The sequence below is a fragment of the Nocardia sp. NPDC004860 genome (genome assembly GCF_040609015.1).
GTDB lineage: Bacteria > Actinomycetota > Actinomycetes > Mycobacteriales > Mycobacteriaceae > Nocardia.
Genome location: NZ_JBEXJI010000002.1, coordinates 120080 through 146000 on the forward strand (window position 1 = coordinate 120080; position 25921 = coordinate 146000).

A 25921-nucleotide genomic window follows, 5' to 3' on the forward strand; every position below is an offset into this window, starting at 1 on the left:
CCGCATACCGCGCTGACCGAACCGGCCAGCGCAGGGGTGACGGGAGATCAACTGGCCGTGGCATCCGAGGTCGGCAGAACGCACCATCGTGCCGATTTCACGATGGTCGGCGATGTCGGAGGGCGGCATAGGCTTCTGTGTGGCAGGACTCCGCCGATCGGGCGATCGGCCTGGAATCGCATCTGTCACGGACATACTGGCGGTGCGGATTCGGCGAGGTGGCAGAGTCCTCTCGAACCATAAATGGACAGGAAGGTAGGTTGCGGTGCTGGTAGTCGTGCCCGGCCGAAAGATGCTGGGGCTGATACACGTCCACGCCTGGGTGTTGATCCTCGGCCTTGCCGCGGTAATCGTGCTTTTGGTCAATGTCCCGACTCTGCTGCATGGACTGCCTGCCCCAACCTGCAACGGTGCGCCCATGACGGAGAACAGTTCCTGCCAGGTCCTGGTGGAAGGCTCAGGCTACAAAAGACTCACTTACGATGAAATCCGTCAGCAGCAGCACGGAGGCGAGCACGACAGGGCCGTCATATGGACCATGGTCGGTGTCACCGGATTGGTCATTTCAGCTCTGTTGCTTGTGCCGCCCCGCAAGCGGAGTCCCACACCGTCCGCACGACGGAGAAGGCCCACCGGTCGCACACAGTAGCGCGAAACACTACCGCGTCGGCTCATACGGAGCCATCCCGTATCTTCGGCTATGACGTTGCGTGAAGCTGACCACCGGCTCGCCGACGAACCGCGGGGCATCTGAAGATCGACGGGCAGAGCGTCGTATGGCCGGCGGCAGTGCTCGCTCATGCTGATGTGAGATGAGTTGTGGTACAGGCCATCCGGAATGTTGTGAGGTATGCCTTAGCTTGGTGAAAAACGCCACCTCACGTCGGGATAGCGTGATCAGCTCTGGGCGCGACGGAGACGTGGTAGCGGATTGATATGGCCCGCGCGGGAAAGCTCGCGTGGGCCATGGTCGTTCATGAATGATTAACACTGCCTGTGGTTGGCTCGATAGCCACACGACGGTGACCGCGCGCGCCGGTGACCCTGTGCCATACTCGGCCGGGGTCGGGCGCAGCGCCCGAGGGAGGAAAGAGAACTCAATGGGCCTGTTCGACATGATCCGCGGCGAATTCGTCGACGTCATCGAATGGTTGGATGACACTCGCACCACGCTGGCGTGGCGGTTTCCCCGCTACGAGAACGAGATCAAGAACGGCGCGGAGCTGATCGTCCGGGAGGGTCAGCAGGCGGTCTTCGTCTACCGCGGGCAGCTGGCCGACAAGTTCGGTCCCGGCCACTACCAGCTGACCACCGAGAACATGCCGATCCTGTCCACCCTGCAGGCCTGGCGGCACGGCTTCAACTCGCCGTTCCGGTCCGAGGTGTACTACGTGAACACCCGTGCCGTCACCGACATGCGCTGGGGCACACCGCAACCGGTCACCGTGCGCGACCCCGACTTCCGCATGGTGCAGATCCGCGCCAACGGCACCGCGAATGTCCGCGTCACCGACATCGAGGTGTTCCTGCGCCAGATGATCGGCACCAATGCCGAGGTCGACGCCGACGTGCTCAGCGAGCAGTTGCGCGCCAATGTCGCCCTGGCCTTCTCCGACATGGTGCTGGCCAGCGGCCTGGGCGCCATCGATCTGCAGGGCCGCCAGGTCGAATTGTCCGACAAGCTGCGCGAATTCGTCGGTCAGCGCCTGTCCGGCTTCGGCATCGGGGTCGAGGGCGTCACCATGACGATCTCCCTGCCGGAGGAGATCCAGCAGGCCATGACCCGCGGCGTGGCGCGCGGTGTCGAAGCGGGCGGTTTCATGAACAATGTCGACCTCAACCGCTACCAGCAGATGCAGGCCGCCGACGCCATGCTCGCCGCCGCCCAGAACCCCGGCGGCGGAATGGGAGCCGCCATGCAGGCCGGGATGGGCGTGGTCCTCGGCGGGCAGATGGCCGGCGCGATGCAGGGCAGCATCGCCCAGCCCCAGCAACCCGGCTACGCCCAGCCACAGCAGGGTGGCTACGCGCAGCCCGCCGCGCCCCAGCAGGCGGCACCGCCGCCGCTCCCCGGCCAGCAGCAGTTCCACTTCGACAACGCCGGCCAGGCCGCGGGCCCCTTCCCCATCGAGCAACTACGCCAGTACGTCTCGTCCGGTCAGCTGACCCGCGACACCAACGTCTGGACCGAGGGCATGCCCGGCTGGCAACCCGCTGGCTCCGTCCCCGCCCTCCAGCCCCTCTTCGCCACCCCGCCCCCGCTCCCGGGCACCCCGCCGCCCCTGCCCCCGCAGTAGCAGCCTCCCCCGCCCGGCCCGGCCGGCTCGGCCCGGCCGCACCCGTCGGCACCCTCGAGTGCCGACGGGTCCGCCGCCGTACCCCGCTGGAACCCAACGCCCGACAACTCGGTGCGTCCCGAAAGCCCTTCCACCGCAATGCGCGACCCACGAGTCCGCCGCACCGAGTGAGCCCAGATGAACGACAACCAGCCCCCACACCCCTCCGGCCCGCCGCCGCTCCCGGGCAGCGACCCTGCCACCCCACACACGGCCGACCCTCAACTCTGGACGCCCCCGCTCCCGGCTCATGATTCGAGCCAGAGTGGTCTCCCGCCCATGCACGGGATGACGCCACCCCCACCAGGGCCGAATGCACCCACTGGTGCGCCGCAGTTCGCTCCCGGCGCGGGATCGCCCGTGCCGCCGCAGAATTTCGGGCAGGCTCCGGCCGGTCCGCCTCCGCTGCCGACCTCCGGGCCCGGTGAAGGCGTCCCGGCCACGCCGCAACGCGGGGCGGTCCCGCCTCCGCTGCCAGGTGGCAGAGCCGGACAGCAACAATGGGGGACGCCGGCCGCTTCCGATGCACCGCCGGGACTTCCGTCCGCGCCAGGTGGGCCCGGCGGAGTCCCGCCCATGCCGCAGGCCGCCCCGCCGCAGAACTTCGGTCCGCCACCGGTCGCTGCTGCCGGGCCGGGAACCGTTGCGCCGCCTCCGCTTCCGGGGTCCGGGGCTCCGGCACGAACGTCGGCTCCCATGCCGCCGCCGATCGCCACCGCTGGATCAGGGGTTGCTGCGCCGCCTTCGTCGGGGGCAGGTGGGTTTGGCGGGCCGCCGCCTCTGCCCGGTGGTCCGGGCGAGCAGCAGGGCAGATGGCCGTCGGCGTCCGTTGCGGTGCCTTCGTCTGCTGCGGGGTCGGGAACCGTTGCGCCGCCGCCACTTCCGCACTCAGGGACTCCTCTGCCGTTGCCTGGAACCACGACGCCCGCGGCAGCTGGGCCGGGACCGGTTACGCCGCCGCCACTTCCGGGCGCCGGAGTAACGGCGGGGCCGCCCCCGCTGCCGGGTGGGTACGGTCCTGGGCAGCCGCTGCAAGCGCCCGCGGGTGCACTGCCGCCGCAGGTGATCGTCGCGCCGGTGATCGTGCCGGGTGCCGGGAGTATGGCGCCGGCCGAGGCGGAAAGTCCGGTAGCGCAGCCGGAGGCGGGGGTGCCGGATCGGGCGATGTTGCATCAGACGGAGTTGACTCGGACGTATCCGTGTTCTTCGTGTGGGGCGCAGTTGGTGTTCGATCCGGTGGGGCAGGATCTGCTGTGTCCCAGTTGCGGGAATCGGTCTCCGGTGATGGCGCCGGATGTGGCGGTTCAGGCTCGGGAGTTGGGGCCGGCGATGGCGGCGTTGCGGGAGTTGCAGGCACATGCGGCGGGGCCGCAGGTGACGGGGGAGTGGGAGGTGAAGTGCCAGAACTGTGGTGGGACGACCGGGTTCAATGGGAGTCTCACCGCTACTCGGTGCCCGTACTGCGCCACGCCCATTCAGCGCGATGATGTGCACAATGCGCCGGCCCGGCTGCCGGTCGACGGCGTGGTGCCGTTCCTGGTGGGGGAGAAGCAGGCTCGGGAACTGGTCGAGAAGTGGGTGTCGGGGCGATGGTTCGCGCCGTCGAACTTCCGCAAATATCGGCGGATCGGGGCGTTCTCCAGCCTGTACACCGCGTATTTCACCTACGACGCCGATACCCAGAGCTGGTATCAGGGCGAGCGCGGCGACGACTATCAGGTGCGGGTCGGGACGGATTCGGACGGGGATCCGATCTACGAGACCCGGACCCGGTGGTATCCGGTGGCGGGCGAGGTCGCCAATGAATTCGCGGATCTGCCGGTGCTGGCCAATGACAATATGAACCGCGACCGGATTCGGGCGCTGGAACCGTGGCCGGTGGAGCAGGCGCGCGCCTATTCACCGGAATTCGTGGCCGGGCACCTGTGCCGCACCTACGACAATGATGCCGAGCAGTCGCTCCCGGAAGCGCAGCAGCGGATGGAGTCGGCGATCGAATCCACCGTGCGCGGCGATATCGGCGGTGACCATCAGCGCATCCACCAGCTCAACACCAACTGGAACTGGCTGGCGTACAAGCATCTGCTGCTGCCGATCTGGCTGCTGACGGTCGTCTACATGGACAAGACCTACCAGGTGTACATCAACGGCCTCACCGGCCAGGTGTCCGGCGACCGCCCGTGGAGCAAGGTGAAGATCATCGCCGCGATCCTGGCGGTGCTCGCGATCATCCTCACGGTGATCCTGGTGTACAGCAAGGTGCACGGCCATCACACCCCGGCGCATCCGACCGGGCCGAGCCACTCGACCGTCGCCCCGCCGCGCCCCACCACTCATCGCTGACCGACCGACGAAAGTGAGCCGACCATGTTGATTGTCGTGCTGATCGTGCTGATCGCGATCGGGGCCGCCGTGGGTGGTGTGATGCTGGTGTCCTCCCGTCAGAAGACCGCGATCGCGGCCGCCAACCAGGTCGTCCCCGGCACCCCCACCCGCGCCCCCGCCTCCTGGGCGGGCTCGCACGACCCGGAACCGCGCCTGCATCGCCGCCTGCGCGACGCCATGACGGCCCTGCACACCGCCGATGCCCTCGACGACGCCACCACCATCGTGCTGCGCGCCGAACTCGAGCAGGCCGCCCTGGCCTGGGACGACCGCCTGGTCGCCATGGCCGCCCTGCCCGCCGCCACCCGCGGCGACCAGCTGGCGACCGCGACCACGGCGGTGGAATCGATCGAAGCGGCGGTGGCACAGTACGTTTCGGCCGCCACCCAGCGCACCGCCGCCGACGTGAACGCGGGTCTGACCGCGGCCCGGGCGCAGCTCGAGATCCAGGCCGAGATCCGGAAATCGCTCGAGGCGGGCTGAGCGATTCACCCGGCCGGCGAATCCAGTTCCGCCAGTGAGCGAATGACTGTGATCCCGTCGTCCGGGGCGACTCCCGGACCGCTGCGGACCAGCCAATAGGCCCGCAGCCCCGCATTTCTGGCGCCCAGCGCGTCCCAGTCGTACCGATCGCCGACGTACGCCACCCGCTCCGGCGGCAGCCCGAGCATCTCGCAGCCCGCAAGAAAGATCGCCGGATCGGGTTTGGCCGAACCGAATTCGTCCGAGCACAGGATGGCGTCCCCGAAGTGGTGCAGCAGCCCGACCGTGCGCAGCTTCCCGGTCTGGTACGGCTGGGAGGCGTTCGACACCACGCCGAGCGACCTCCGCCCGGTGAACCGCTCCAGTACCGGCGCGGCATCCGGGAACGCCGACCACGCCGAATCCCGGTGTACCGCATAGCGGGCGAACCACGCGACCGGATCGTCGGCCGTCACACCCAGGTGCGCGAGAAATCGCTCGGTCCGCACCCGCTGCTGTCCCTTGAAGGTGTGCTCACCGGCCAGGAACCGCAGATACTCTTCCTCCTCGATCGCCCGCCACAGCGCCAACGCCGCCCCCGGCGACTCGAAGCGGTCCAGGAGCTGTTCCACCGCGAGATGTCGCAGGAATCCGATCCGCACCGTCGCCGAATAGTCGATGAGCGTGTCATCGACATCGAACAGCACACCGCGAATACTCATGCGCGCGTACCGATCACCACGGTCGCCCCCATGTCCTCACACTCCACGATCCGAGCCGACAGCCCGTACTCCCGCATGATCCCGGCGGCGACCGGAGCCTGCTCCTCGCTCTCCTCCACGAGCAGATACCCACCGGCACAGAGCCATTCGCCCGCCACGGCGGCAATCCGCCGCAGCACGTCCAACCCGTCCGCGCCGCCGTCGAGCGCCCGCCGAGGCTCGTGATCGCGCGCCTCGGGCGGCATCCACGCAATGTCCTCCGACGGCACATAAGGCGTATTCGCCAGCAGAATGTCCACGCGCCCGCGCAGATCCGCGGGCACAGGGTCGAAGAGATCGCCCTCGACGACCCGAGCCCCCACGGTGCCGAGATTCCTCCGCGCACAAGCCACCGCCGCGGGTTCGATATCGGCCGCAGTCAGCTCGACCCGAATACCCTCCTCCGCCATTTCTTTCGCGAATGCCAATCCCAGAGCACCACAGCCGCAACACATATCGAGCGCGACCAGTGTCGAATCCGCATGAGCGACGGTGGTCTCGGCCGGGTCCGTCAGCGTTCGTGGCCGGACGGGCTGATGCGCACCGGCACCGGTACGGGCAGCAGCGCTGGTGGTGCCGGCAGCAGCGCTGGCGGCCGTGCTGTCGTGTGCGATACCGGCGGACACGGGCGGCCGGATCATGCTGCGGCCCAGGGCAATAGCCTGTTCGACCAGAAAGCTCGTGCGTTGTCGTGGGACGAAAACGCCCGGCCCGACGGCCACCCTGAGGCCGCGGAACTCCGCCCACCCCAGCAGATGTTCCAGCGGGAACCCGTCGATGCGCTGCGTGACAAGCGATTCCAGGTGGTCGGCGTCGGTGGCCGCATCCAGCAGCAGCGCGGCCTCGTCCTCCGCGAACACGCAACCGGCCGCACGAAGCCGCGCGACCAGCGTTTCGGTGGCGGAAAGAGTCACCACGTCATTGTGCACGCCCGGACGGCCGCCCCGTTCGCGCGGGGGTCCGAGCGTGGGGGATCAGCGTTCGGCGGGGAGCCGCAAGGTGCGGATGGTGTCGAGGTAGATGCCGCGCTGGCTGCTACGCGCGGGCGGCGGCAGCTGCGAGACGAGCTGCTCGAGGGAGGTGGTCGCGCCGATGACCGGCATTCCGGCGACGATGAAGTCGGCCACCGCGCGGCGAATGTGGTTGGGGGAGGTCACCACAATGGCGCTGGTCGCACCCGCTTCCCTCAGCATCTGCGCGCCGAACAGCGCGTTCTGCACGGTCGACCCGGCACGGTGGTCGGCCACGATGCGGCCGGCGGGAATGCCGTGCCCGATCAGCCAGCCCTGCATGGCCGCCGCTTCGGTGATCCCGTTCTGCGGATTACCGCCGGTCACCAGGATCGGCGACAGGGGCGAGGCGATCGCCTGCAGCCAGGCCGCCTGCATCCGGTTCACCAGCTCGGGCCGCATGGACCCGTCGGGGAGCAGGCCGTAGCCGAGCACCGCGATGCCGGTCTGCGGTCCCGCGATCGCCGGAATCGGATTGGGCAGCGTGCCCACCGCGGCGCCGATGGCCCGGAACAGCGTCCGGGTGTCATCCGCGAGCCGTCCGTCGATGCCGTCGAGGCGGTTCAGCGCCACCTCTCGGGTGATGATGTCGCCGGTGTAATCCGACCAGATCGCCTGCAGCGCCAGCGCCTGCGCGTCATCCGGTGACTCACTGAGCAATTGGCGCAGGTCGGCCAGCCCGGCCGCCTCATTGCCGGCGGTGAAATTGTCCTGCGCGGAGTTGTACAGCGCTGCGGGGTTCGCGTGCGCGGCGCCGCTGCCGAGGATGGTGAGGGCGGCGGCCGCCGCCGCGAGCATGATGGAAAAACGCCTGGCGATCTGCACTGCTGTCGACCTTTCGGGGGTGTCACGCATTGCTTGGTTGCTGGCTATCCATGGAATTAGCTGGCTATTGGCTCCTATCGAATGGAGACACGATACGACTGACCACCCTGGTTGTCGGGTATTTGCCGAACTGATTTCGCCGTTTTGCCCGAAGTCATGGTGAGAACGCGCCGCGTCACGTGTCGTCGCCGGAACACATCGCCCGCCCGGCCTCCGGTGTGCGCGGGGAGCGGCCGGGACTCGGGATAAGCTGTGCACCCGTGGATACGACTTCGCTCATCGGCAAGGAACTCGCCGCCGCCATCAACGCCGACACCAAGCAGCGCGCCGCCGCCCTCACCGAGCAGGGCGCCGCCCCCCGCCTGGCCCTCGTGATCCCGAACGACGACCCCGCCAGCGCCTGGTACGTGAAGTCCCTCAACCGTGCCGCCGAGCGCAATGGAATCGCTTGCGAGAAAGTCGATCTCGGTGTCGACGCCACCGCCGAGCAGATCCGCGCCAAGCTCACCGAGCTGTCGCAGGACCCGTCGGTGGACGCCATCATGCTGCAGACCCCGCTGCCCAAGGGTGTCGGCCTCGACGACGTCAGCTCCGCCATCGCCGCCGAGAAGGATGTGGACGGCGTCAGCCCGCTTTCACTGGGCCTGCTCGCCGCCGGTCTGCCGGGCTTCCCGCCCGCCACCTCCGAGGCGGTCGTGGAACTGGCCAAGTTCCACGAGATCCCGCTCGCCGGTCGGCATGTTGCGGTCGTCGGCCGCTCCAATGTGGTCGGCAAGCCCCTGCTTCAGCTGCTGCTCGCCGAGAACGCGACCGTCACCATCGCCCACTCCCGTACCACCGACCTGCCCGCGGTGACCTCGGCCGCCGACGTCGTCGTCGCCGCGGTCGGCCGCGCGGGCCTCATCACCGCCGACCACGTGCGCGAGGGCGCGGTCGTCATCGATGTCGGCACCAACGAGGACGAGAACGGCAACATCACCGGCGACGTGAACGCGGCCTCGGTCACGGGCAAGGCCGCGGCCCTGAGCCCCGTCCCCGGCGGCGTCGGGCCCGTCACCACCGCACTGCTCATGCGCCACGTGGTCCAGGCCGCCGAGAACGGCCGCTGACAACAGCGAATCAGGGAGCTCTCAGCGCGGGAATCCGTCCGATTCCCCGTGCCGGGAGCTCCCTGATCTTGTCCTGACCGGTAATGGTCACCCGGTAATGGTCACCAGTGCGTGGTGACGGGGTCGCCGACGGAGACGTTGTCGAAGTACCACTCGGCGTCGGCGGGGGCGAGGTTGATGCAGCCGTGGCTGACGTTCGAGTTGCCCTGGGAATCCACGGACCAGGGTGCGGAGTGGACGTAGACGCCACCCCAGGTCAGGCGCTCGGCGAACTCGCCGGTGAGCAGGTAGCCCTCCGGATCGTTGAGCGGGATGCCGATGGTCCGGGAGTCGAAGGTGACCGAGCGCTCGCGGGACAGCACCGGGAAGGTTCCGACCGGCGTTTCGCGCCCCGGCTTACCCATCGACGCGGGCATGGTGTGGGCGACGCCGTCCACCCAGACCGTGAACGTGTGCGCCGACATGTCCGCATCGGCGGTGGTGCCGCCATTGGTCTGGAACTTGGCCTGCTCGCGTCCGGCGCTGACCGTGATCGGCGAGCGGGCGGGCAGGAAGTTCGTGGGTTGCCACATCAGCTGCCGGTCGTCGATCCAGGTGAAGTGGCCGGCGAGGGAGTCCTGCGCGCGGACGTCGACGGAGCGTTCGGCGGCGGCGCGATCGGTGACCGCGTCGGCGAACCGGACGGTCACGGGGGCGGCGACGCCCACCACTTGACCTGAGGCCGGCGTAATGGCTTGGACGGCTGGGAGATTGGGTGTTTCGAGGGCCGCACCCGCGGCTCCGGTTCCGAACGCGGCCGCCGCGGCGACGAAGCTTGCGACGAACAGAGAGCGAATCGGTTTCCGCATTCTTCCATCCCTTCGAGAGGGTGTGGGGCAGGGTTTCTCAGACTATGACTTGGTCATCAGTCCCATCTGGAAATGTACCCGGTTCGTAACCATTGTCCCGGCGTGGGGGTTATGCGAAGTTCGTATCACCAGGTAGAGGGCCGGAAAATGACTGTGCCCCGTTCCATAACGAAACGGGGCACAGTGCAGGCTAATTTGCGCGGTCAGCGGGTGATGGCCGCGACCACATCGTTGTGCAGGGCATCGGCGCGGGCGATGACCTCCTCGATCTGCTTCAGCACCGGCGCGAACTCGGCCGCGGCCGTGCCGTCCAGCGATGTCACATTGATGGCGATGTTCAGCTGCGAGCTGGCCGCCGCGGACCGGGCGCAGTCGGCCGCCGCGCCGATGTCGGTCACCACGTTGGGGTTGCCGATGGGCAGCAGTTCCGTTGCCAGGGAGACGATTTCGTCGGCCTCGGCGACCACGGCGGCGGGCACCCGGGCGGCCTGCAGCAGCGCGGCGGTGATGGCCTCGCCGCGGGCGGCCTGCTCGGCCTCGGACTCCTTGGGCAGCTTGTAGGCCGCGCCGACCGCGGTGAAGGCGGCGGCGTCGGCGTCGGCCAGGGCCAGGGAGCGCTCGCGGGCCACGTCCGCGGCGGCAATGACGCGGTCGATGACCGGGCGATTCTCGGCATCCTTGGCCCGGGTGGTGTACCGCGCGACCATGGCGACCAGGGCCGCGCCCTGGGCCGCGTGCAGCGCCGCGACCGCGCCGCCGCCGGGGGCGGGCACCTTGGCGGCCAGTTCACCCAGGTACCCCCGCAGTGTCGAATCACCGAAGGTGGTGGTGTCCTGAGTCATGAGGGGTGGCCTCCCTTGGCAGTACGGCGAATTCAGGTGATTTCGCCGCCTACCGTACCGGTCGCGGGGCCATGTGCGGCAACCCGCCCGCTGTCGGTGTGCCGACCGGTGAGTAAGGTCCCGGACATGCGTATCGGACTGTCGATCAATTACACCGACGGCTTCAAGGAGACCGCCGCCGAGGTCGCCGACCTCGAACGGGCGGGCCTCGACATCGTGTTCGTGCCCGAGGCGTACTCGTTCGACGCGGTGAGCGCGCTCGGATACCTGGCCGCGAAGACCGACCGGGTGCAGCTGGCCTCGGGCATCCTGCAGCTCTACACCCGCACGCCCACGTTGACCGCCATGACCGCGGCGGGCCTGGACTACGTCTCCGACGGCCGCTTCATCCTGGGCCTGGGCGCGTCGGGCCCGCAGGTCATCGAGGGCTTCCACGGCGTGAACTACGACGCCCCCATCGGCCGCACCCGCGAGGTGCTCGAGATCTGCCGCAAGGTCTGGAAGCGCGAACGCCTCGAGCACAGCGGCAAGTACTACAACATCCCGCTGCCCGAGGGGCAGGGCACCGGCCTGGGCAAGCCGCTCAAGCTCATCAATCACCCTGTGCGCGAGAACATTCCGGTGCTGCTGGCCGCGCTCGGCCCGAAGAACGTGGAGCTGGCGGCCGAGATCGCCGAGGGCTGGCAGCCCATCTTCTTCCTGCCCGAGAAGGCCGACCTGGTGTGGGGCGACTCGCTGAAAGCCGGTCTGGCCAAGCGTGATCCGGCGCTGGGCGACCTCGAGGTGTTCGCCGGCCCCGCGCTGGCCATCGGTGACAATGTCGACAGCTGGCGCGACGGGGTCAAGCCGCACCTGGCCCTCTACATCGGCGGCATGGGCGCCAAGGGCAAGAACTTCTACCACGCGCTGGCCACCAAGTACGGCTACGGCGCCGAGGCGGACCGGATCCAGGAGCTGTACCTGGCGGGCCGCAAGGAAGAGGCCGCCAAGGTGGTTCCGGACGATCTGGTCCGCGACATCAACCTGATCGGTTCGGCCGGATTCGTGAAGGAGCGGATCGCGGCCTTCCGCGAGGCCGGGGTGACCGTGCTGAACGTGGTCCCGATGGCCGGCACCGCGGCCGAGCGCGTGAAGCTGATCGAGCAGCTGCGCGAGCTCCTCTGACCGAGCCGTGAACGCCGCGAAGCCGAGTCCGGAATGAACCGGACTCGGCTTCGTCGTTTCACGGGCGGCCCGCAGCGGTGTGCGGGCAATACCCTCAGCGCAGCGCGCTGAGCGCTTCGTCCAGGGTGGAATGCAGCGAGAACACCTGGTCCAGGCTGGTCATCTTCAACTGGCGGCCGGTGGCGGGCCCGTCGGCCACCACCACGAGGCGGGTGGCCCCGGCGCGCTTGTGGACGCCCACCAGCACCGCCATCCCCGCCGAGGCCAGGAAACTGACCGCGGACAGGTCGATCACCAGTGCGGCGGGCTTGCCCGCGAGGGCCGCGTCGATCGCGCTCTCGAGGGCGGGGGCGGTCGCCAGATCGACTTCGCCGGTCACGGTGAGCACGATGGCCTCAGCGTGCGGGGTGACCGAGGTGGTCATCGTTTCGGCGAAGGGATAGCCGTCTCCGGAAGTAGTGGTCACATTTGTTAAATCTGCCATGATCCGTCCGTTCGTGCTGCATCGTCTACCACATCGGTACTGGTTCGGTAGCGGGCGTTATAGCGAAAACCGCAGCTACCGCACTCTTTCGGAGTCCTCCGAAACCGCCCGCCGAATTTGTGCCGGCGGGCCCAGATTCACATGCGCCCGGCCGCCGAAAATGAAACGGCCATTAGTCGCACCGACATCCGCACCCGGGTGCCCGGACCGGAATTGTCGATGTCGAGCTCATCGGTGAGCGCACGCATCATGGCGATGCCGCGGCCCCGGTGACCGGGATCCGCGGGCAGCGGCCGCCATACCCCGGTATCGGACACCTCGATGGTGAGGGTGTCCACGCCGCAGTCCGCGCTGAGCCGCACCCGGCCGGGCTCGCCGCCCAGATACGCGTGCTCGATGCTGTTGCTACAGGCTTCGTTCGCCGCCGCGACCAGATCGACCGCCGTATCGTGCGGGACCGCGGCGGCGCTGAGCCAGGAACGCAGCGCGCGCCGGATGCCGGCCAGCTCGCGGGCTTCGGCGGGCACGTCCAGGCGCAACGGCCCGGGCGGCTGCCGGTAGACGACCATGGCCACGTCATCGTCGTAGCCGGCGGCCGGCCGCAGCCGCGACAGCACCGAATCGGCCACCTCACGCGGCAATTGCCCTGCCACGCGCGACAATTCGTCGGCGAGTTCGACGAAGCGATCATCGATGTCGACCCCGCGCTGCTCGACCAGGCCGTCGGTGAACAGGACCAGGGTGGAGCCCGGGGCCATGGCCGTCGTGGCCTCCGGGCGGCGCGGAATATCGAAGGTGGCCAACGGGACTGCGCGACCGCCCTCCAGCAGCCGGCCGCGCTTGGCGGGCTCGGCCAGCACCGGTGGCATGTGCCCGGCATTGGAGTAGCGCACCAGCCCGCGCACCGGGTCCAGGATGGCCGCGCACACGGTCGTGCACATGGCCCCCGGAATGCGGGAGGCCACCGTATCCAGTTCGGCCAGCAGCTGGGCCGGGCCCGCACCGCGCAGCAGCAGAGCCCGTGCGGCCGTACGCAATTGGCCCATCACCACCGCCGCGGAGAGACCACGGCCGACGCAGTCGCCGACCACGACGCCGATGGTGCCGTCCTCGAGCCGCACCACGTCGTACCAGTCGCCGCCGATCTCCAGCGGGGGCAAAGCGGGCTCGTAGTGCACCGAGAAGCGCGGCGGCAGTTCGATCGGGCCGAGCATGGCGCGCTGCAGGGTGAGCGAGGTGGAACGGGCCTGGTCGAAGTTGCGCGCCCGCTGCACGGCCAGGCTCAGATGCCCGACCAGCAGTGAGAACAGGGCCCAGTCGCCGGGTGTGATCACCCGTGGCGCGGCGAAGCGCAGCCACAGCGCCGAGTCGCCGCTCTCGCCGAGCGGCGCCACGATGCCCTCCGAACTCGACGCCCCCTCGGGGATGGCGAACATGGTGCGGCCGGGCTGCAATCGGGCGCGGTCGAGCAGGGCGCGGGCCCGGGCGTCCAGGACGCGCCGGGATTCGCCGCCCTCGGCCGGCTCGGCCTCTCCGCGTCGGCGGATGGGCTGGGTGTCGTGCGGGGCCAGGCCCGCGCCGGTGTACGGATTGTCCTCGGAGACATACAGTTCCGGGCCGGTGTGATGGTTGGGCCAGACCGAGACCACCGCGGCCTCCGCGCCGATGGCGCGCCGCAGCTCCTCCAGGCCGACGGTGAGCACCTCGACCACGCTGGTGGCCGCACCGACCGCCGTGGCCAGCCGGGAGACCGCCTGGTCGCGGGCCTGGGCGTCGTGCTCGGCGGTCACATCGCGCAGTGTGCCGACGAAGATCCGTTCCCCGTTCTCGGGTTTCACCAGCGAGGACGTCGATACCGCGAGCCACAGCTGCCGCCCGTCGCGGTGGCGGATGGGCATCACGAAGCGGGCCGCGTCGGTGCCCAGATCCGGGTAGCGCGGCGCCTCGGGCACGGTCCAGGGGTGGGGGAGCGGATACGGAATCCCGTCGGGCCCATAGCCGGTGAGCGCGCCGAACGCCGAGTTGACCTCGACCAGCGTGCCCTGGGCGTCGACGACGAAGAACCCGTCCTGCAGCGACTCCACCAGCGCCGTGCGGAAGGCGTCGCGGCCCGCGAGATCGTCGGCGCGCGAACGCTGTTGCTCGTAGCGCCTGGTCCCGTCGAGGAAGCCGCGGGTGGCGACGTCCAGCGCCGCCATGGTCTGCAGCAGGAACTCCAGCGCCGCCTCGGTGCGGTCGGTGCCGTCGGGCGCGGGCCCGAGGCCCTCGAGTTCGAGCAGCCGGAAGTGGTGCTCGGTGAGGTCGAGGATGCTCACGCCCTCCACCAGCGCCCGCCGCCCGAGCTCGTAGCCCTCGGCCAGGGTGTTCTGATTGGGGGCGCGCAGGTGCAGCCGCAGCGCGGCGGCGTACGCCTCGCGAAACGCGGCCAGTACCGTACTCACGCTGTGCTCCATGGGCGTGAGCGCAGGCCCTGCCTGGTTACGCAAGTTTCCGCCTCCGGGCCTCGACCGCTCATGCCGGGTTCTCGCTCATGGCTTCACACTCGGAATGGGTTGGGAGGGATGGGATTGCCCGCGATGGCGGGCCGCGAGCACGAGCGCGTCGTCGGTGTCCTTGGCGTGGCGGGCCAGGATTTCGGCGGTGATCTCCGCGGTCGGCTTGGACAGGTCGACGGTGTCGGAGAAGTGGCTGGTGATGCCGTCGGTGGACATGAGCAGCAGGTCGCCGGGGCGCACGGCCACGGTCTGCGGCTGCAGGTTCGGCGGCAGCAGGTAGCCGACGATGCCGCCCGAGAGCAGGGCGGTGGCGCGGATGGCCGGTTTGCCGGGAGCCGCTGCGACGATGCGGGATTCGACATTGCCGACGCCCAGCCAGTGCACCCGGTCGCGAGAGTCGAACAGCGCCAGCGAGACCGCCGCGCCGCGGGTGTCGGACATGGCGCGATGGCACAGCAGCAACAGCACATCCAGTGGCTCGGCGCGGTTCTCGGCCAGCACCTGCGCCGCCCGATCGGACGCGTCGGCAGCCGCCGCGCCGTGGCCGAGACCGTCCAGCACGGCGAAGAGCACCGAGCCCCCGCCCGCGTCGAGCACGACCGATCGGTCGCCCGAAACCCGTTGCCCGGGCAGTGCGCGACCGGCGACGGCCCATTCGACCGCGCCGATGAAACCGTCCTCACGCACCGGTGGGCACCCACTTCCACATTTCGACGAGGGTGCCGTGTCCCGGCCTGGAATTGATGACCATGCCGTCCATCAGTCGCTTGGCGCCCGGAAGACCCAGTCCCAGACCGCGTCCGGTGGAGAACCCGTCCTCCATCGCGCGCGGAATGTCGGGAATGCCGGGCCCACTGTCCTTGGCCTGCACCACCATCGAGCGCCGGCCGTCCCGATCCTGCACGGCCAGCCGGATCTCCCCGGTGCCCGCGTAGCTCGTGATATTGCGCGCCACTTCGGAAATGGCGGTCGCGATCATGGTGCGATCGGAGAGCGAGAAGCCGAGTTTGGCAGCCAACTCCAGCCCCGCTTGCCGAGCGGTCACGATGTCGTTCGACACGTTCACCGCGATCACCACGTCGTCAGCGGCCACGTTCACGACCGTCTCGTTGGCCTCGGCTCTGCGTCTTCTTGTTCAGCCAGGACAGGCCTTCCTCGAGGTCCAGCGCCGTGTGCATGTCCTCGAAGGTGAGCCCCAATTGCACCATGGCGAAAGCGACTTCGGGCTGTAGGCCCACGATGACCGTTTCCGCGCCCCGCAGCTTGGTCATGTGGGCGATGGTACGCAGCGATCTAGCGGCAAAGGAGTCCATTACGTCGATTGCGGTGACATCGACGATGATGCCCTGGGCTCGGTATCTGCTGACGTAGGTCATCAGATCGTCTTGCAGGCGTTCGGTATCCGCGTCGGTGAGCGCTGACTGCACCGACGCAATGAGATAGGTGCCCTGCTTCAGAATGGGTACCGGCATCTGACCCGCCCTGATTACCGTCCGTCGCGATCGGTGACGCGCGACACCTCGTAGCCGAGCAGCCGCTCCGCTTCCTCGATGCCACCCTGGAGGTCACCGACGGCATTCATCTTCGACAGATCCAGGCCGATGGTCACCAGGGTAAGCGCGATCTCCGACGACAGGCCGGTAATGATGACATTGGCGCCCATGAGGCCCGACGCGTCGACCGTTTGCACCAGGTGGTTGGCGACCGTGGAGTCGATCGCGGGCACACCGGTGATGTCGATGACGACGACCTTGGCGCGGTTGGCGCGAATGGCGCGCAGCAGCTGTTCGGTGAGCTGACGCGCGCGCTGCGAGTCCAGCACGCCGATGATGGGGAGGATCAGCAGCTGCTCACGCACCTGGAGAACGGGCGTGGACAGCTCGCGAATCGCCTCCTGCTGCTGGCGGATGACGCGCTCGCGCTCCTGCACGAAGGACACGGCCACGGTGTTGGCGATGCGGTTCGCGGCCGGTTCGTAGGCGTCGAGCACCAGCTTCAGCAGCTCGAAGTCGGACTGGTACTTCTCGAAGAGGCTGCGCGCCAGCACGTCTCGCAGCAGGAGCACGATGCCGACGACCTCGTCGGTCTCGACTCCTCTGGGGATGATGCGCTCGGACAGGTCGCGCGCGTAGGCCTGCAGGGCTTCGACGCTACCGGTCTCGAGCACCTCGACGTAGTTGTCGTAGACGGAGGTGGCCTCGGAGAAGATTTCCTCGGGCGTCATGGCGGTGAGCAGCTGGGCATCGGTGATGCGACGGGCCCACTCCTCGCGCAGTTCGGTGCGGTTCTGCCGCAGGTGCTCGACGAGCTGCGGAAGCAGGTTGTCGACGGAACCCGCGGGCAGCGAATCCGCCGAGAGACCGATGGACACGTCGGACATGAAAACTCCTGCCCCTTTCGCTAAGGCCAGGTCGGGTGCTCACTTCTACGACCGATAACCGGCCGTGTGCTCGGTGCCGACCGCCGTCGGAAGCCGGTGCCGAGCCTAGTCTTACCCAGTACCCGATGGGTGCCAAACCAAACGCTGGTGGGCTGGGAATTCGGTGTCAGGTGTGCTCGTCGCGGGTTTCCGGTCTGCGGTGATGGGCCAGCAGTGTGTCGTAGATATCTGCCAGCGCCGTGAGCTGGCCACGATCGAGCACATCCACCATGTGACGCCGCACACTCTCGACATGCGAGGGCGCGGCGGAATCGAGCACCTGCGCGCCCTTTTCGGTGAGGACCGCGGCGGTACGGCGGGCGTCGTCGGGAATGGATTCGCGGGCGACCAGGCCGCGCTTCTCCATCCGGGTGATCTGATGCGAGAGCCGGCTCTGCGACCACTCCAGCACGGCCGCGAGTTCGGCGAAACTGCGCCGGTGGTCCGGGGCGTCGGCGAGCCGGGCCAGCACGGTGTATTCCACGTAGGTCAGATTGGATTCGCGGAGGGAGTCCCGCCCGACCGCGGCGGCGATGAGGTCGCGGGTGAACACGAATCCCAGCCAGGCGCGCATCTCGACATCATCGAGCCAGCGGGGTTCGGCCACAGTTCCACTCCCGGTTTCCGTTGTCATGCTAAATCCTCCCCGCCGCCGACAAGCGCATCATGCACAGGTAACACCCGCTCGGTTGAAGGTGCAACATGTACCTGTTCGCGGCATCCTGTCGCGGATTGCGGTGCCCTCGACAACGACCCATGGTGCCCGTCGCCGCGTCGTGCGCAGCGTCGAACACACTGGCAAACGAGCGAACATGGCCGGGCCTGGTCATCGGCAGGTACGCACGGGTCGGTACAGTCACTCTGCTTGAACCGTCGGCTGACCAGCCCCCAGCCCTGCTCGAGGAGTCCGATTCGTGACCGCGCCTGATTTCCTGTACTCGGATCTGCTGCCCATCGGTACGGACGAGACGCCGTACCGGCTGCTCACCACCGAGGGCGTGAGCACGTTCGAGGCGGGCGGGCGGACCTTCCTGCAGGTGGAGCCCGAGGTGCTGCGCATGCTCACCGCGGAGGCGATGCACGACATCAGCCACTACCTGCGGCCGGCGCACCTCGCGCAGCTGCGCAAGATCATCGACGATCCGGAGTCCAGCGGCAACGACCGGTTCGTGGCGCTGGATCTGCTCAAGAACGTCAATATCTCCGCGGGCGGGATCCTGCCCATGTGCCAGGACACCGGCACCGCCATCGTGATGGGCAAGAAGTCCGAGGGCGTGCTCACCGGAGCCGATGACGCGGAATGGATTTCGCGCGGTGTGTTCGACGCGTACACCAAGCTGAACCTGCGCTACTCGCAGCTCGCCCCGATCACCATGTGGGACGAGAAGAACACCGGCAACAACCTGCCCGCACAGGTCGAGTTGTACTCGCAGGCAGGCGATCCCGCGCACCCGTCCTACAAGTTCCTGTACATGGCCAAGGGCGGTGGCTCGGCCAACAAGTCGTTCCTGTACCAGGAGACCAAGGCGATCCTGAACCCCGATCGCATGCTGGAGTTCCTGGACGAGAAGATCCGTTCCCTGGGCACCGCGGCCTGCCCGCCGTACCACCTGGCGGTCGTCATCGGCGGCACGTCGGCCGAATTCGCCCTGAAGACGGCCAAGTACGCCTCGGCGCACTACCTGGACAACATGCCGACCGAGGGTTCGATGGCCGCGCACGGCTTCCGCGACCTCGAGCTGGAGGAGCAGGTCTTCAAGCTGACCCAGTCCTTCGGCATCGGTGCGCAGTTCGGCGGCAAGTACTTCTGCCACGACGTGCGCGTGATCCGCCTGCCGCGCCACGGCGCGTCCTGCCCGGTCGCCATCGCGGTGTCCTGCTCGGCCGACCGCCAGGCGCTGGCCAAGATCACCCCCGAGGGCGTGTTCCTCGAGCAGCTGGAACGTGAACCGGCGCAGTACCTTCCGGAGCAGACCGACGCCATCCTCGGTGGCGACGTCGTCGAGATCGACCTGAACCGGCCGATGTCGGAGATCCGCAACGAGCTGTCGAAGTACCCGGTGAAGACCCGGCTCTCGCTGACCGGCCCGCTGGTGGTGGCGCGCGACATCGCGCACGCCAAGATCAAGGAGCGCCTCGACGCGGGCGAGCCGATGCCGCAGTACATGCGCGACATGGCCGTCTACTACGCCGGTCCCGCCAAGACGCCCGACGGCTACGCCTCGGGTTCCTTCGGTCCCACCACCGCCGGTCGCATGGACTCGTATGTCGACCAGTTCCAGGCAGCGGGCGGCTCGCACGTCATGCTGGCCAAGGGCAACCGCTCCGCGCAGGTCACCAAGGCGTGCAAGGAGCACGGCGGCTTCTACCTCGGGTCGATCGGCGGTCCCGCCGCGCGGCTCGCGCTGGACTGCATCAAGTCCGTGGAGGTCCTCGAATACCCTGAGCTCGGCATGGAAGCCGTGTGGAAGATCGAGGTCGAGGACTTCCCCGCCTTCATCGTCGTCGACGACAAGGGCAACGACTTCTTCGCCGAGACCTCGAAGCCGATCGCCCTGCGCGTGCGCGAGCGGTCCAAGGAACGCGTCTGACGCCAGGAGGCATGCGAAATGCGGAGGGCTCACCGGATCGAAACTCGGCACCACCCCGATCCGGTGCCTTCCGCCCGGCGTCGCGGCGGCCGCTACGCGGTCGTCTCGCTGGCCGCCGGGGCCGGAATGCTCTGCGGCGCACTGCCCCTCGCGCACGCCGCACCCGCTCCCGCCGTGCGCAGCGGCCCGCTCGCCAGCCCGGTCGCGAGCGAAACCGATGGTCTGGACCCGTGGCTGGCGCTGGCCTACAAATTCGCGCTCGCCGAGGCGCGGGGTCAGGGTGTGTCGTTGTGGATCGTCTCCGGCTATCGCACTCCCGCCGAGCAGGAAGCCCTGTGGGAGGACGGAATTCGCACCTACGGCAGCCCCGACGCCGCTCGTCGGTGGGTGCTGCCGCCCAGCGAATCCACCCACGTCACCGGCCAAGCCATCGACGTCGGCCCGCGTGAGGGCGCGGCCTGGCTGGAGGCGAACGGCAACCGCTGGGGCCTGTGCCGCATGTACGACAACGAATGGTGGCACTTCGAACTGGCCACCCTCCCGGGCTTCGCCTGCCCGGCCCGCCTGCCCGACGCGAGCAGCCGGTGACCGTGACCGTCGAGCCAGGAGGCAAGTGGATGCGCGCGCAGAGCCCTGACCTATCGAGCGCCCGGCGGCGACCGCCGGGAACCCGCAGGGCGGCCGCGGTGGCCGTGCTGGCCGGCGCCGGTCTGATGGGCGGCTCACTCACCGCGGCACACGCTGCCGCCCACCAGCTTTCGGACGCGGCACCCACCGCCGACGGCCTGCCCGCAGCCAAGGCCGTCGCCGCCGGCACCGATGGCCTGGCCCCCCGCCTCGCCGCCGCCTACAACGACGCCGCCACCGAAGCCCACAATGCCGGTGTCTCCCTGTGGATCACCTCCGGCTACCGCACCCCCGCCGAACAGGAAGCCCTGTGGGAGGACGGCCTCCAGACCTACGGCAGCCCCGAGGCCGCCCGCCGCTGGGTGCTCCCCCCGAACGAATCCACCCACGTCACCGGCGAAGCCATCGACGTAGGCCCCCGCGAGGGCGCACAGTGGCTGGAGGACAACGGCTCCCACTGGGGCCTGTGCCGCATGTACGACAACGAATGGTGGCACTACGAACTCGCCACCACCCCCGACGGCCCCTGCCCGTCCCGCCTCCCCGACGCCAGCGACCGCTGACCCCCTCGTCCCACGGGGCATAGGACGCAGGCACCGAGGGTGGGGCCGATGCCCTCCCAACAGTTTTCGACTGTGCGACAACCAATTGCGTTGTGCCCGTGAATCGTTGCGCGCGATCCCGACACCTGCTCGCGTCGGCGATCGCGTATGTTCCGCTCCGGAATTCGCGGGGATGGCAGCGACGATGCGGTTCGGACGTCACGCTCCAGCTATAGATTGCAGTGATCGGCATGATCGATATCAAGTCTTGGACACTATAGCTACAGCTCAGGCACAGTGGAGCAGGTCGGCCCACATGGGTCGTCGAGCCTCGGAGAGGAGTTCCCATGCCGAATCTCGCAGCCGGTCTCGGGCGGTTCCAGCGCGATGTCTTCCCCGCCAAGGCCGGGCTGTTCGCCCGCCTCGCCGGTGATCACCGGCCGGGCGCGCTGTTCGTCGGGTGCTCCGATGCCCGCGTGGTGCCGGAACTGATCACCTCCGCCGAGGCCGGGGAACTCTTCGTCATCCGCACCGCCGGCAATCTGGTGCCGCCGCACACCCCGGGCGCGGCGGACGGTGTGGTGGCGAGCATCGAGTACGCGGTGGGTGTCCTCGGCGTCACCGACATCGTGGTGTGCGGGCACTCGGCCTGCGGCGCCATGACGGCGCTGTCCGAGGGGCAGGACCTGTCGACCCTGCCCGCGGTCGCGGGCTGGCTGGGCCACGCCGACGCCGCCCGGGCGCTGGTCGACCCCGACCTCACCGGTGCCGCAGCGGTATCCGCGCTGGTTCGCCACAATGTGGTGGCACAGCTGGCCAACCTCGCCACCCATCCCGCGGTGGCCCGGGCGCTGTCCCGGCGGACCCTCACCCTGCACGGCTGGGTGTACGACATCGGCACCGGCCGCGTCGAGGCACTCGGTGCCGGGGGCGAGTTCAGCACTCTCGCCGCCTGATTCCCCGTTCTCCCGAAATCCGACCTCCGATTTCGCGTCCGCGAAACGGTTTCCCGAAAGGAGGCACCGCCATGGTGCACGCACAGTTCGATCCGACCGCCCGCGAGGAGGTGGCCGATGCCGCCGTCGCCGCCAAGATCGCCAAGGACCTGACCTGGCAGCAGATCGCCGACGCGGCCGGCCTGTCGGTCGCCTTCGTCACCGCCGCGGTGCTCGGGCAGCACCCGCTGCCGGAGAAGTCCGCGCTCGCGGTGGCCGAACTGCTCGAGCTCGACGACGACGCCGCCCGGCTGCTGCAGACCATCCCGCTGCGCGGCTCGATTCCCGGTGGCGTGCCGACCGATCCGACCATCTACCGCTTCTACGAGATGCTGCAGGTCTACGGCACCACGCTGAAGGCCCTGGTGCACGAGCAGTTCGGGGACGGCATCATCTCCGCCATCAACTTCAAGCTCGACGTCAAGAAGGTCGCCGATCCGGAAGGCGGCGAGCGCGCGGTCATCACCCTGGACGGCAAGTACCTGCCGACCAAGCCGTTCTGAGGCCCGGCCGCCCGGAGATGACCTGAATGTCCGGAACCGGAAGCTGATCGGTCATGTCCGGGCACCTGGCGGTTCAACTGGTGACCGTACCGTCGCGGCTGAGGGATCACGGCGGACGGAGATGTGATGCTGGAACCGCGACTTCGGACCATGTGGCTGGCCAATGCGGCGAGCGGGGCGGCGGCTGTCGCCGTGCGCACGCCGCGCCCGGTGTTCGCCGCCCAGGCACGGCGGGCGCAGCGCGAGGCCGTGGTGGCCTCGGATCTGGAAGTCGTGACGGTGACCGATCATTCGGCCGTCATCACCTGGACGACCCGGACGCGGAACCGGGCGGGGCGGCTGCGGCCCGCGCCCGCCGACACCGAGCTGCGCATCGCTCCCGCCGACGGGCGCGGTGTGCCCCGTGTCCTGGTCTTCGAAGGCATGCGAACGGCGTACCACTATGCCGAGGTCCGGGATCTGGAACCGGGGCGCGCCTATCGATTCGAGGCGTACTCCGACGGGCAGCGCGCGGTGCCCGCCCGGACACTGGTGACGCGACGGTCCGGAACACCGGAATCCACCGGCATTTTCACCACCTTGACGCCGCCGCCGGGGCGGCTGCTGCGGACCCTCGCCCTGGCCAACGACCTGCATTACGGCGAACCGGCCAGTGGGCTGTTCGCGGGACTCTTCGAAGGGCTGCGGCACAGTACCGACGAGTATCCGGAGTTCATGCTGCAGGCCATGCTGGAGGATCTGCGCCTGCCGGATCGTGGGGCGGACCATCTGGTGGTCGCGGGCGATCTGACCGATTCGGGAACGGCCGAGCAGTCGCGCGGAGTCCGGCACAGTCTGGACCAGTGGGGCAATCTGGGCCGGGATTACTTCGTGTGCAGGGGAAATCACGATGTCCGGCCACCGGAGGAGACCGACCACTGGGGTCAGGTGTTCCATGCGCGGGACCGGCTCGTCGAATACTTCGTGGGCGGCCTGCGGCTCATCGGGCTCGACACCACCCGGGCGCGCGGCGCCGGCGGCACCCTCGACCCGGCACAGGTGGCCCACCTGCGCGAACTGCTGCGCGGCGAACCCGACCGGCCGACACTGATCTTCGGTCACCACCCGGTGACCAGGCATGCGGCGGTGAGCAATCCGGGCGGGCCCGGCTTCGTGCTGGATAGGTTCAACGCGGCCGCGCTGCACGCCCTCTACGCCACCGCGCCCGGGGTGTTCCTGCACCACAGCGGCCACACGCACCGGAATCGGCTGAGCCGCCCCGATTCCGGAATCGGTGTGGAATTCCTCGAGGTGGGGGCGGTCAAGGAGTATCCGGGCGGGTACACCCTGGTGCGGATCTACGAGGGCGGCTACATGGTGAACTTCTGCAAGACCCGGTCCGAGGCGGCGCGGCGCTGGAGCACGCGCACCCGCAGCCAGTACCTGGGCATGCACCCCGATCACGCACTGGGCAGTTTTGTCGATCGCAATCACGTCGTCCGGCGTGATTTCTCCGGCCTGTGCGCGGAGCCCACGGCGAGTTGACCAGCAACACACCGGTTGACGCACCGGTAGGTCCGGTCAATACGCCCACAATTCCCGTGCTGTTCGGCATACTGCCTGATGCGAGTGCGCGCCGCCCCACCTGGATCACCTACCCAGGCCCGATCGGATATCGCGATGTCCCTTCGTTCACCGCTGTGCGCGCGCCGCGGTTTCGGCATCCTGGGTTCGGCACTTCTCTAGCAACGGAGGCATGGTGGGCAGGCAGGGCGGGCAGTACCGTACGATTCACGGCACACTCCAGCACCAGCGCCCACCCGTTCGCGTCACCCGGCGCCCCGCCCAACCTGCCCGAGATGACGTATTCGCTACCAGCTGGCTGATTTTCGAACTGCCCACCGCGGTCCTGCTGGCCGTGTTCGTCGGCACCGGCTGGCTCGGCTACCTCCAGCACGCAGGCACCCCGGCTCAGCCGCGCTCTGCCGTAGTGGTGCCCGCCGATACCGCCCGCCCGGGCGCTCACTGAGTCGGTTCGGTACCAGACCCGGCGATCCGACCGGCAGCTCGCGGCCGCGGCGATCAACCGCGAGACCGATTGCGCCACTGAGCGTCCGGGTCGTATTCACCAGCCCGGACGCCGATACCAGCGACGGCACGATCACCGCGCGCGTGGCGTCACGGCGGCCGCGGTGTGCTCCAGCGGAATGCTGCAGCGGCGGATCAGGCCCGGAAGACGACGCCACCCCGGTGCCGCTGGCTGCGGGTCACCGGGGTGCTGGCGCACGGATCGGCCGAAGCTGGTGCAGCGGCGGCCGATTCGGCGCGAAGGGTGTCAGTCGTCGAGGGAGCTGCCGTTGCGGGAGCGCGACGCGGCGCGGGCGCGGCGGCGGGCGGCCTGCAGTTCGGCGAGTTCCTGCTCGAGGGTCTCGGCGATCCGGAACTGGCCGGTGTCATAGACATTCAGCGGCGGGACCGGATCGGTGAGATCGGCGAGCGGGGAACGGTCGTCCTCTTCCTCGGTCTTGCGGCTCTTGCCGGTGGCGGAGCGGCGCTCCTTGTCGGCGGGTTTCGCGGTGTCCGACTGGCTTTCGGCCCGGGCAGGTCGCGGCTCGACCACCTGGGCTTCGGCATCGACGGTCTTCTCGGGCTCAGCGGGAGCCGCGGGAAGGGCCGGGGTGGGAGTCGGCACCGCCGAGGGGGAAGGGCGGCCGGGCCAGGAGACGACGGTGGGCATGGAGCGGCGGATTTGTTCGCCCGGGTCCGGCAGATCCCGGATCTGGTCCGTGGCACGCACGATGGCCAGACCGTACCGACCGGCCGCGGCATTGTGGATCAGCAGCGCCACACCGATCATCACCGGTGCGATGGCGTGCACGGCCACTTCATACCAGCTGCCGTTCTTCAGGTACGGGTAGGTGTTGAGCATGACGGTCAGGCCCAGCAGCGCGAACTCGGCCACCACGACCTGCCGGCGGCTGTCGATCACACCCCACTCGGCCACCTTGTTGGTGCCGATCATGATGATCACGAGGCAGACGCTGATCATGCCTTCGAGCAGGTAGCTGAACCAGTAGAGCGGATCGCTCGCCCCGCCCGGGGCGATGTTGTGCTGCACGTTGACCGCGGACCAGAGCATGCCGGCCGCGACCACACCGGCGAGCGCGCGCTGACTCCACGCCCGATGCTTGTACAGGGACGCCAGTTTGGCGTGCGGGCTCGATTCCCGCCGCTGAGCAGCGATCGCCTTGCGCGCCAGCAGCAAGTCGCGAATGTCGGCCTTCTCAATCTCTATGGTGGTCTGTCGGGCCCGATCGGCCGCTGATGCCGCGGCCTCGGCCTGTTTCCAGCGCTGCGCCCGCTCCTGCTCGCGGATGCGCTCGGCCAGGTCGCGCTCGGCGACGAGCTCGGTCTCCGACAGCGCATCGGTGAGAGCGGGATCGTATTGGTATGCCAGCCGTCCCCGGGCCTTCTCGACCCGTTGCGCCAGCTGGGTGACCTCGTCCTCGCGCGGATGTTCGATCGTCAATTGGTCCCCCGTCCA

The 25921-nt window shown here is 68.8% G+C and carries 25 protein-coding genes; 12 read left to right on the forward strand and 13 right to left on the reverse strand.

Translation table 11 applies throughout. From position 1 onward, the window contains the following. The first annotated feature begins 1100 nt into the window (after positions 1-1100). From ABZV44_RS04525 to ABZV44_RS04535, 3 genes are all read left to right on the forward strand, one after another. Entirely contained in the window at positions 1101-2297 is a 1197-nt protein-coding gene (locus ABZV44_RS04525; protein WP_354831981.1) for an SPFH domain-containing protein, read from the forward strand. 1335 nt (positions 2298-3632) lie between these two features. Further along, positions 3633-4679: a hypothetical protein gene (locus tag ABZV44_RS04530; RefSeq protein ID WP_354831984.1), complete on the forward strand. Its 1047-nt coding sequence runs from the start codon at positions 3633-3635 to the stop codon at positions 4677-4679. 24 nt (positions 4680-4703) lie between these two features. Continuing rightward, on the forward strand, positions 4704-5204 hold the full coding sequence (locus tag ABZV44_RS04535; protein WP_354831986.1) for a hypothetical protein: 501 nt from the start codon (positions 4704-4706) through the stop codon (positions 5202-5204). 5 nt (positions 5205-5209) lie between these two features. Here the strand turns inward: ABZV44_RS04535 and ABZV44_RS04540 are convergent, their stop codons facing one another. The 3 genes from ABZV44_RS04540 to ABZV44_RS04550 are packed head-to-tail and all read right to left on the reverse strand — an operon-like array spanning position 5210 to position 7809. Then, positions 5210-5905 carry an HAD family hydrolase gene (locus ABZV44_RS04540; RefSeq protein ID WP_354831989.1) on the reverse strand — a complete coding sequence of 232 codons (696 nt, stop codon included), beginning with the start codon at positions 5903-5905 and terminating at the stop codon, positions 5210-5212. Continuing rightward, on the reverse strand, positions 5902-6858 hold the full coding sequence (locus tag ABZV44_RS04545; protein WP_354831992.1) for a methyltransferase: 957 nt from the start codon (positions 6856-6858) through the stop codon (positions 5902-5904). The genes ABZV44_RS04540 and ABZV44_RS04545 overlap by 4 nt, the downstream gene beginning before the upstream one ends. 60 nt (positions 6859-6918) lie before the next feature. Further along, on the reverse strand, positions 6919-7809 hold the full coding sequence (locus tag ABZV44_RS04550) for a YdcF family protein (protein ID WP_354831995.1): 891 nt from the start codon (positions 7807-7809) through the stop codon (positions 6919-6921). 230 nt (positions 7810-8039) lie between these two features. Between ABZV44_RS04550 and ABZV44_RS04555 the strand changes: the two genes are divergently transcribed. Further along, a complete protein-coding gene (locus tag ABZV44_RS04555) occupies positions 8040-8888 on the forward strand; it encodes a bifunctional 5,10-methylenetetrahydrofolate dehydrogenase/5,10-methenyltetrahydrofolate cyclohydrolase (RefSeq protein WP_354831998.1) in 849 nt (282 codons plus the stop codon). Between the two features lie 101 nt (positions 8889-8989). Here the strand turns inward: ABZV44_RS04555 and ABZV44_RS04560 are convergent, their stop codons facing one another. Continuing rightward, entirely contained in the window at positions 8990-9736 is a 747-nt protein-coding gene (locus tag ABZV44_RS04560) for a L,D-transpeptidase (RefSeq protein ID WP_354832001.1), read from the reverse strand. Between the two features lie 203 nt (positions 9737-9939). Continuing rightward, positions 9940-10578: a cyclodeaminase/cyclohydrolase family protein gene (locus ABZV44_RS04565; protein ID WP_354832002.1), complete on the reverse strand. Its 639-nt coding sequence runs from the start codon at positions 10576-10578 to the stop codon at positions 9940-9942. Between the two features lie 126 nt (positions 10579-10704). Here ABZV44_RS04565 and ABZV44_RS04570 point away from each other — a divergent pair, with 126 nt between their 5' ends. Continuing rightward, positions 10705-11742, forward strand: coding sequence for an LLM class F420-dependent oxidoreductase (locus ABZV44_RS04570; RefSeq protein WP_354832004.1), 1038 nt, complete (start codon positions 10705-10707; stop codon positions 11740-11742). 94 nt (positions 11743-11836) lie between these two features. Here the strand turns inward: ABZV44_RS04570 and ABZV44_RS04575 are convergent, their stop codons facing one another. From ABZV44_RS04575 to ABZV44_RS04605, 7 genes are all read right to left on the reverse strand, one after another. Beyond that, complete coding sequence (locus ABZV44_RS04575) at positions 11837-12166, reverse strand: STAS domain-containing protein (RefSeq protein WP_354833096.1); 330 nt, start codon at positions 12164-12166, stop codon at positions 11837-11839. Between the two features lie 197 nt (positions 12167-12363). Next, positions 12364-14667, reverse strand: coding sequence for a SpoIIE family protein phosphatase (locus ABZV44_RS04580; protein WP_354832007.1), 2304 nt, complete (start codon positions 14665-14667; stop codon positions 12364-12366). 87 nt (positions 14668-14754) lie between these two features. Further along, the gene (locus tag ABZV44_RS04585; RefSeq protein WP_354832009.1) at positions 14755-15408 is read right to left on the reverse strand and encodes a SpoIIE family protein phosphatase; all 654 of its coding nucleotides are present in this window, start codon (positions 15406-15408) and stop codon (positions 14755-14757) included. Next, positions 15401-15814, reverse strand: coding sequence for an ATP-binding protein (locus tag ABZV44_RS04590; protein WP_354833098.1), 414 nt, complete (start codon positions 15812-15814; stop codon positions 15401-15403). Before ABZV44_RS04590 ends, ABZV44_RS04585 begins: the two co-directional genes overlap by 8 nt. Further along, on the reverse strand, positions 15804-16193 hold the full coding sequence (locus tag ABZV44_RS04595) for an STAS domain-containing protein (RefSeq protein ID WP_354832012.1): 390 nt from the start codon (positions 16191-16193) through the stop codon (positions 15804-15806). The genes ABZV44_RS04590 and ABZV44_RS04595 overlap by 11 nt, the downstream gene beginning before the upstream one ends. A 14-nt stretch (positions 16194-16207) precedes the next feature. Continuing rightward, complete coding sequence (locus ABZV44_RS04600; protein WP_354832015.1) at positions 16208-17101, reverse strand: STAS domain-containing protein; 894 nt, start codon at positions 17099-17101, stop codon at positions 16208-16210. A gap of 166 nt (positions 17102-17267) precedes the next feature. Then, on the reverse strand, positions 17268-17774 hold the full coding sequence (locus ABZV44_RS04605; RefSeq protein ID WP_354832017.1) for a MarR family winged helix-turn-helix transcriptional regulator: 507 nt from the start codon (positions 17772-17774) through the stop codon (positions 17268-17270). A 280-nt stretch (positions 17775-18054) separates the two neighbouring features. Between ABZV44_RS04605 and ABZV44_RS04610 the strand changes: the two genes are divergently transcribed. The 7 genes from ABZV44_RS04610 (at position 18055) to ABZV44_RS04640 (ending at position 24406) form a co-directional block, all read left to right on the forward strand. Beyond that, positions 18055-19731, forward strand: coding sequence for a fumarate hydratase (locus ABZV44_RS04610; protein WP_354832019.1), 1677 nt, complete (start codon positions 18055-18057; stop codon positions 19729-19731). 18 nt (positions 19732-19749) lie between these two features. Next, on the forward strand, positions 19750-20319 hold the full coding sequence (locus ABZV44_RS04615; RefSeq protein WP_354832022.1) for a M15 family metallopeptidase: 570 nt from the start codon (positions 19750-19752) through the stop codon (positions 20317-20319). Positions 20320-20348: 29 nt separating this feature from the next. Next, positions 20349-20921, forward strand: a complete 573-nt coding sequence (locus ABZV44_RS04620; protein ID WP_354832024.1) for a M15 family metallopeptidase — start codon at positions 20349-20351, stop codon at positions 20919-20921. Between the two features lie 326 nt (positions 20922-21247). Then, positions 21248-21856 (forward strand): carbonic anhydrase, encoded by a 609-nt coding sequence (locus ABZV44_RS04625; RefSeq protein WP_354832027.1) that lies wholly within the window; start codon positions 21248-21250, stop codon positions 21854-21856. 71 nt (positions 21857-21927) lie between these two features. Beyond that, on the forward strand, positions 21928-22398 hold the full coding sequence (gene cynS / locus ABZV44_RS04630) for a cyanase (RefSeq protein ID WP_354832029.1): 471 nt from the start codon (positions 21928-21930) through the stop codon (positions 22396-22398). Between the two features lie 126 nt (positions 22399-22524). Continuing rightward, entirely contained in the window at positions 22525-23922 is a 1398-nt protein-coding gene (locus ABZV44_RS04635) for a metallophosphoesterase (protein WP_354832032.1), read from the forward strand. 211 nt (positions 23923-24133) lie between these two features. Then, a complete protein-coding gene (locus ABZV44_RS04640; protein ID WP_354832035.1) occupies positions 24134-24406 on the forward strand; it encodes a hypothetical protein in 273 nt (90 codons plus the stop codon). Between the two features lie 306 nt (positions 24407-24712). Here ABZV44_RS04640 and ABZV44_RS04645 read toward each other — a convergent pair whose 3' ends face one another. Next, on the reverse strand, positions 24713-25906 hold the full coding sequence (locus tag ABZV44_RS04645) for a hypothetical protein (RefSeq protein ID WP_354832037.1): 1194 nt from the start codon (positions 25904-25906) through the stop codon (positions 24713-24715). Positions 25907-25921: the final 15 nt, after the last annotated feature.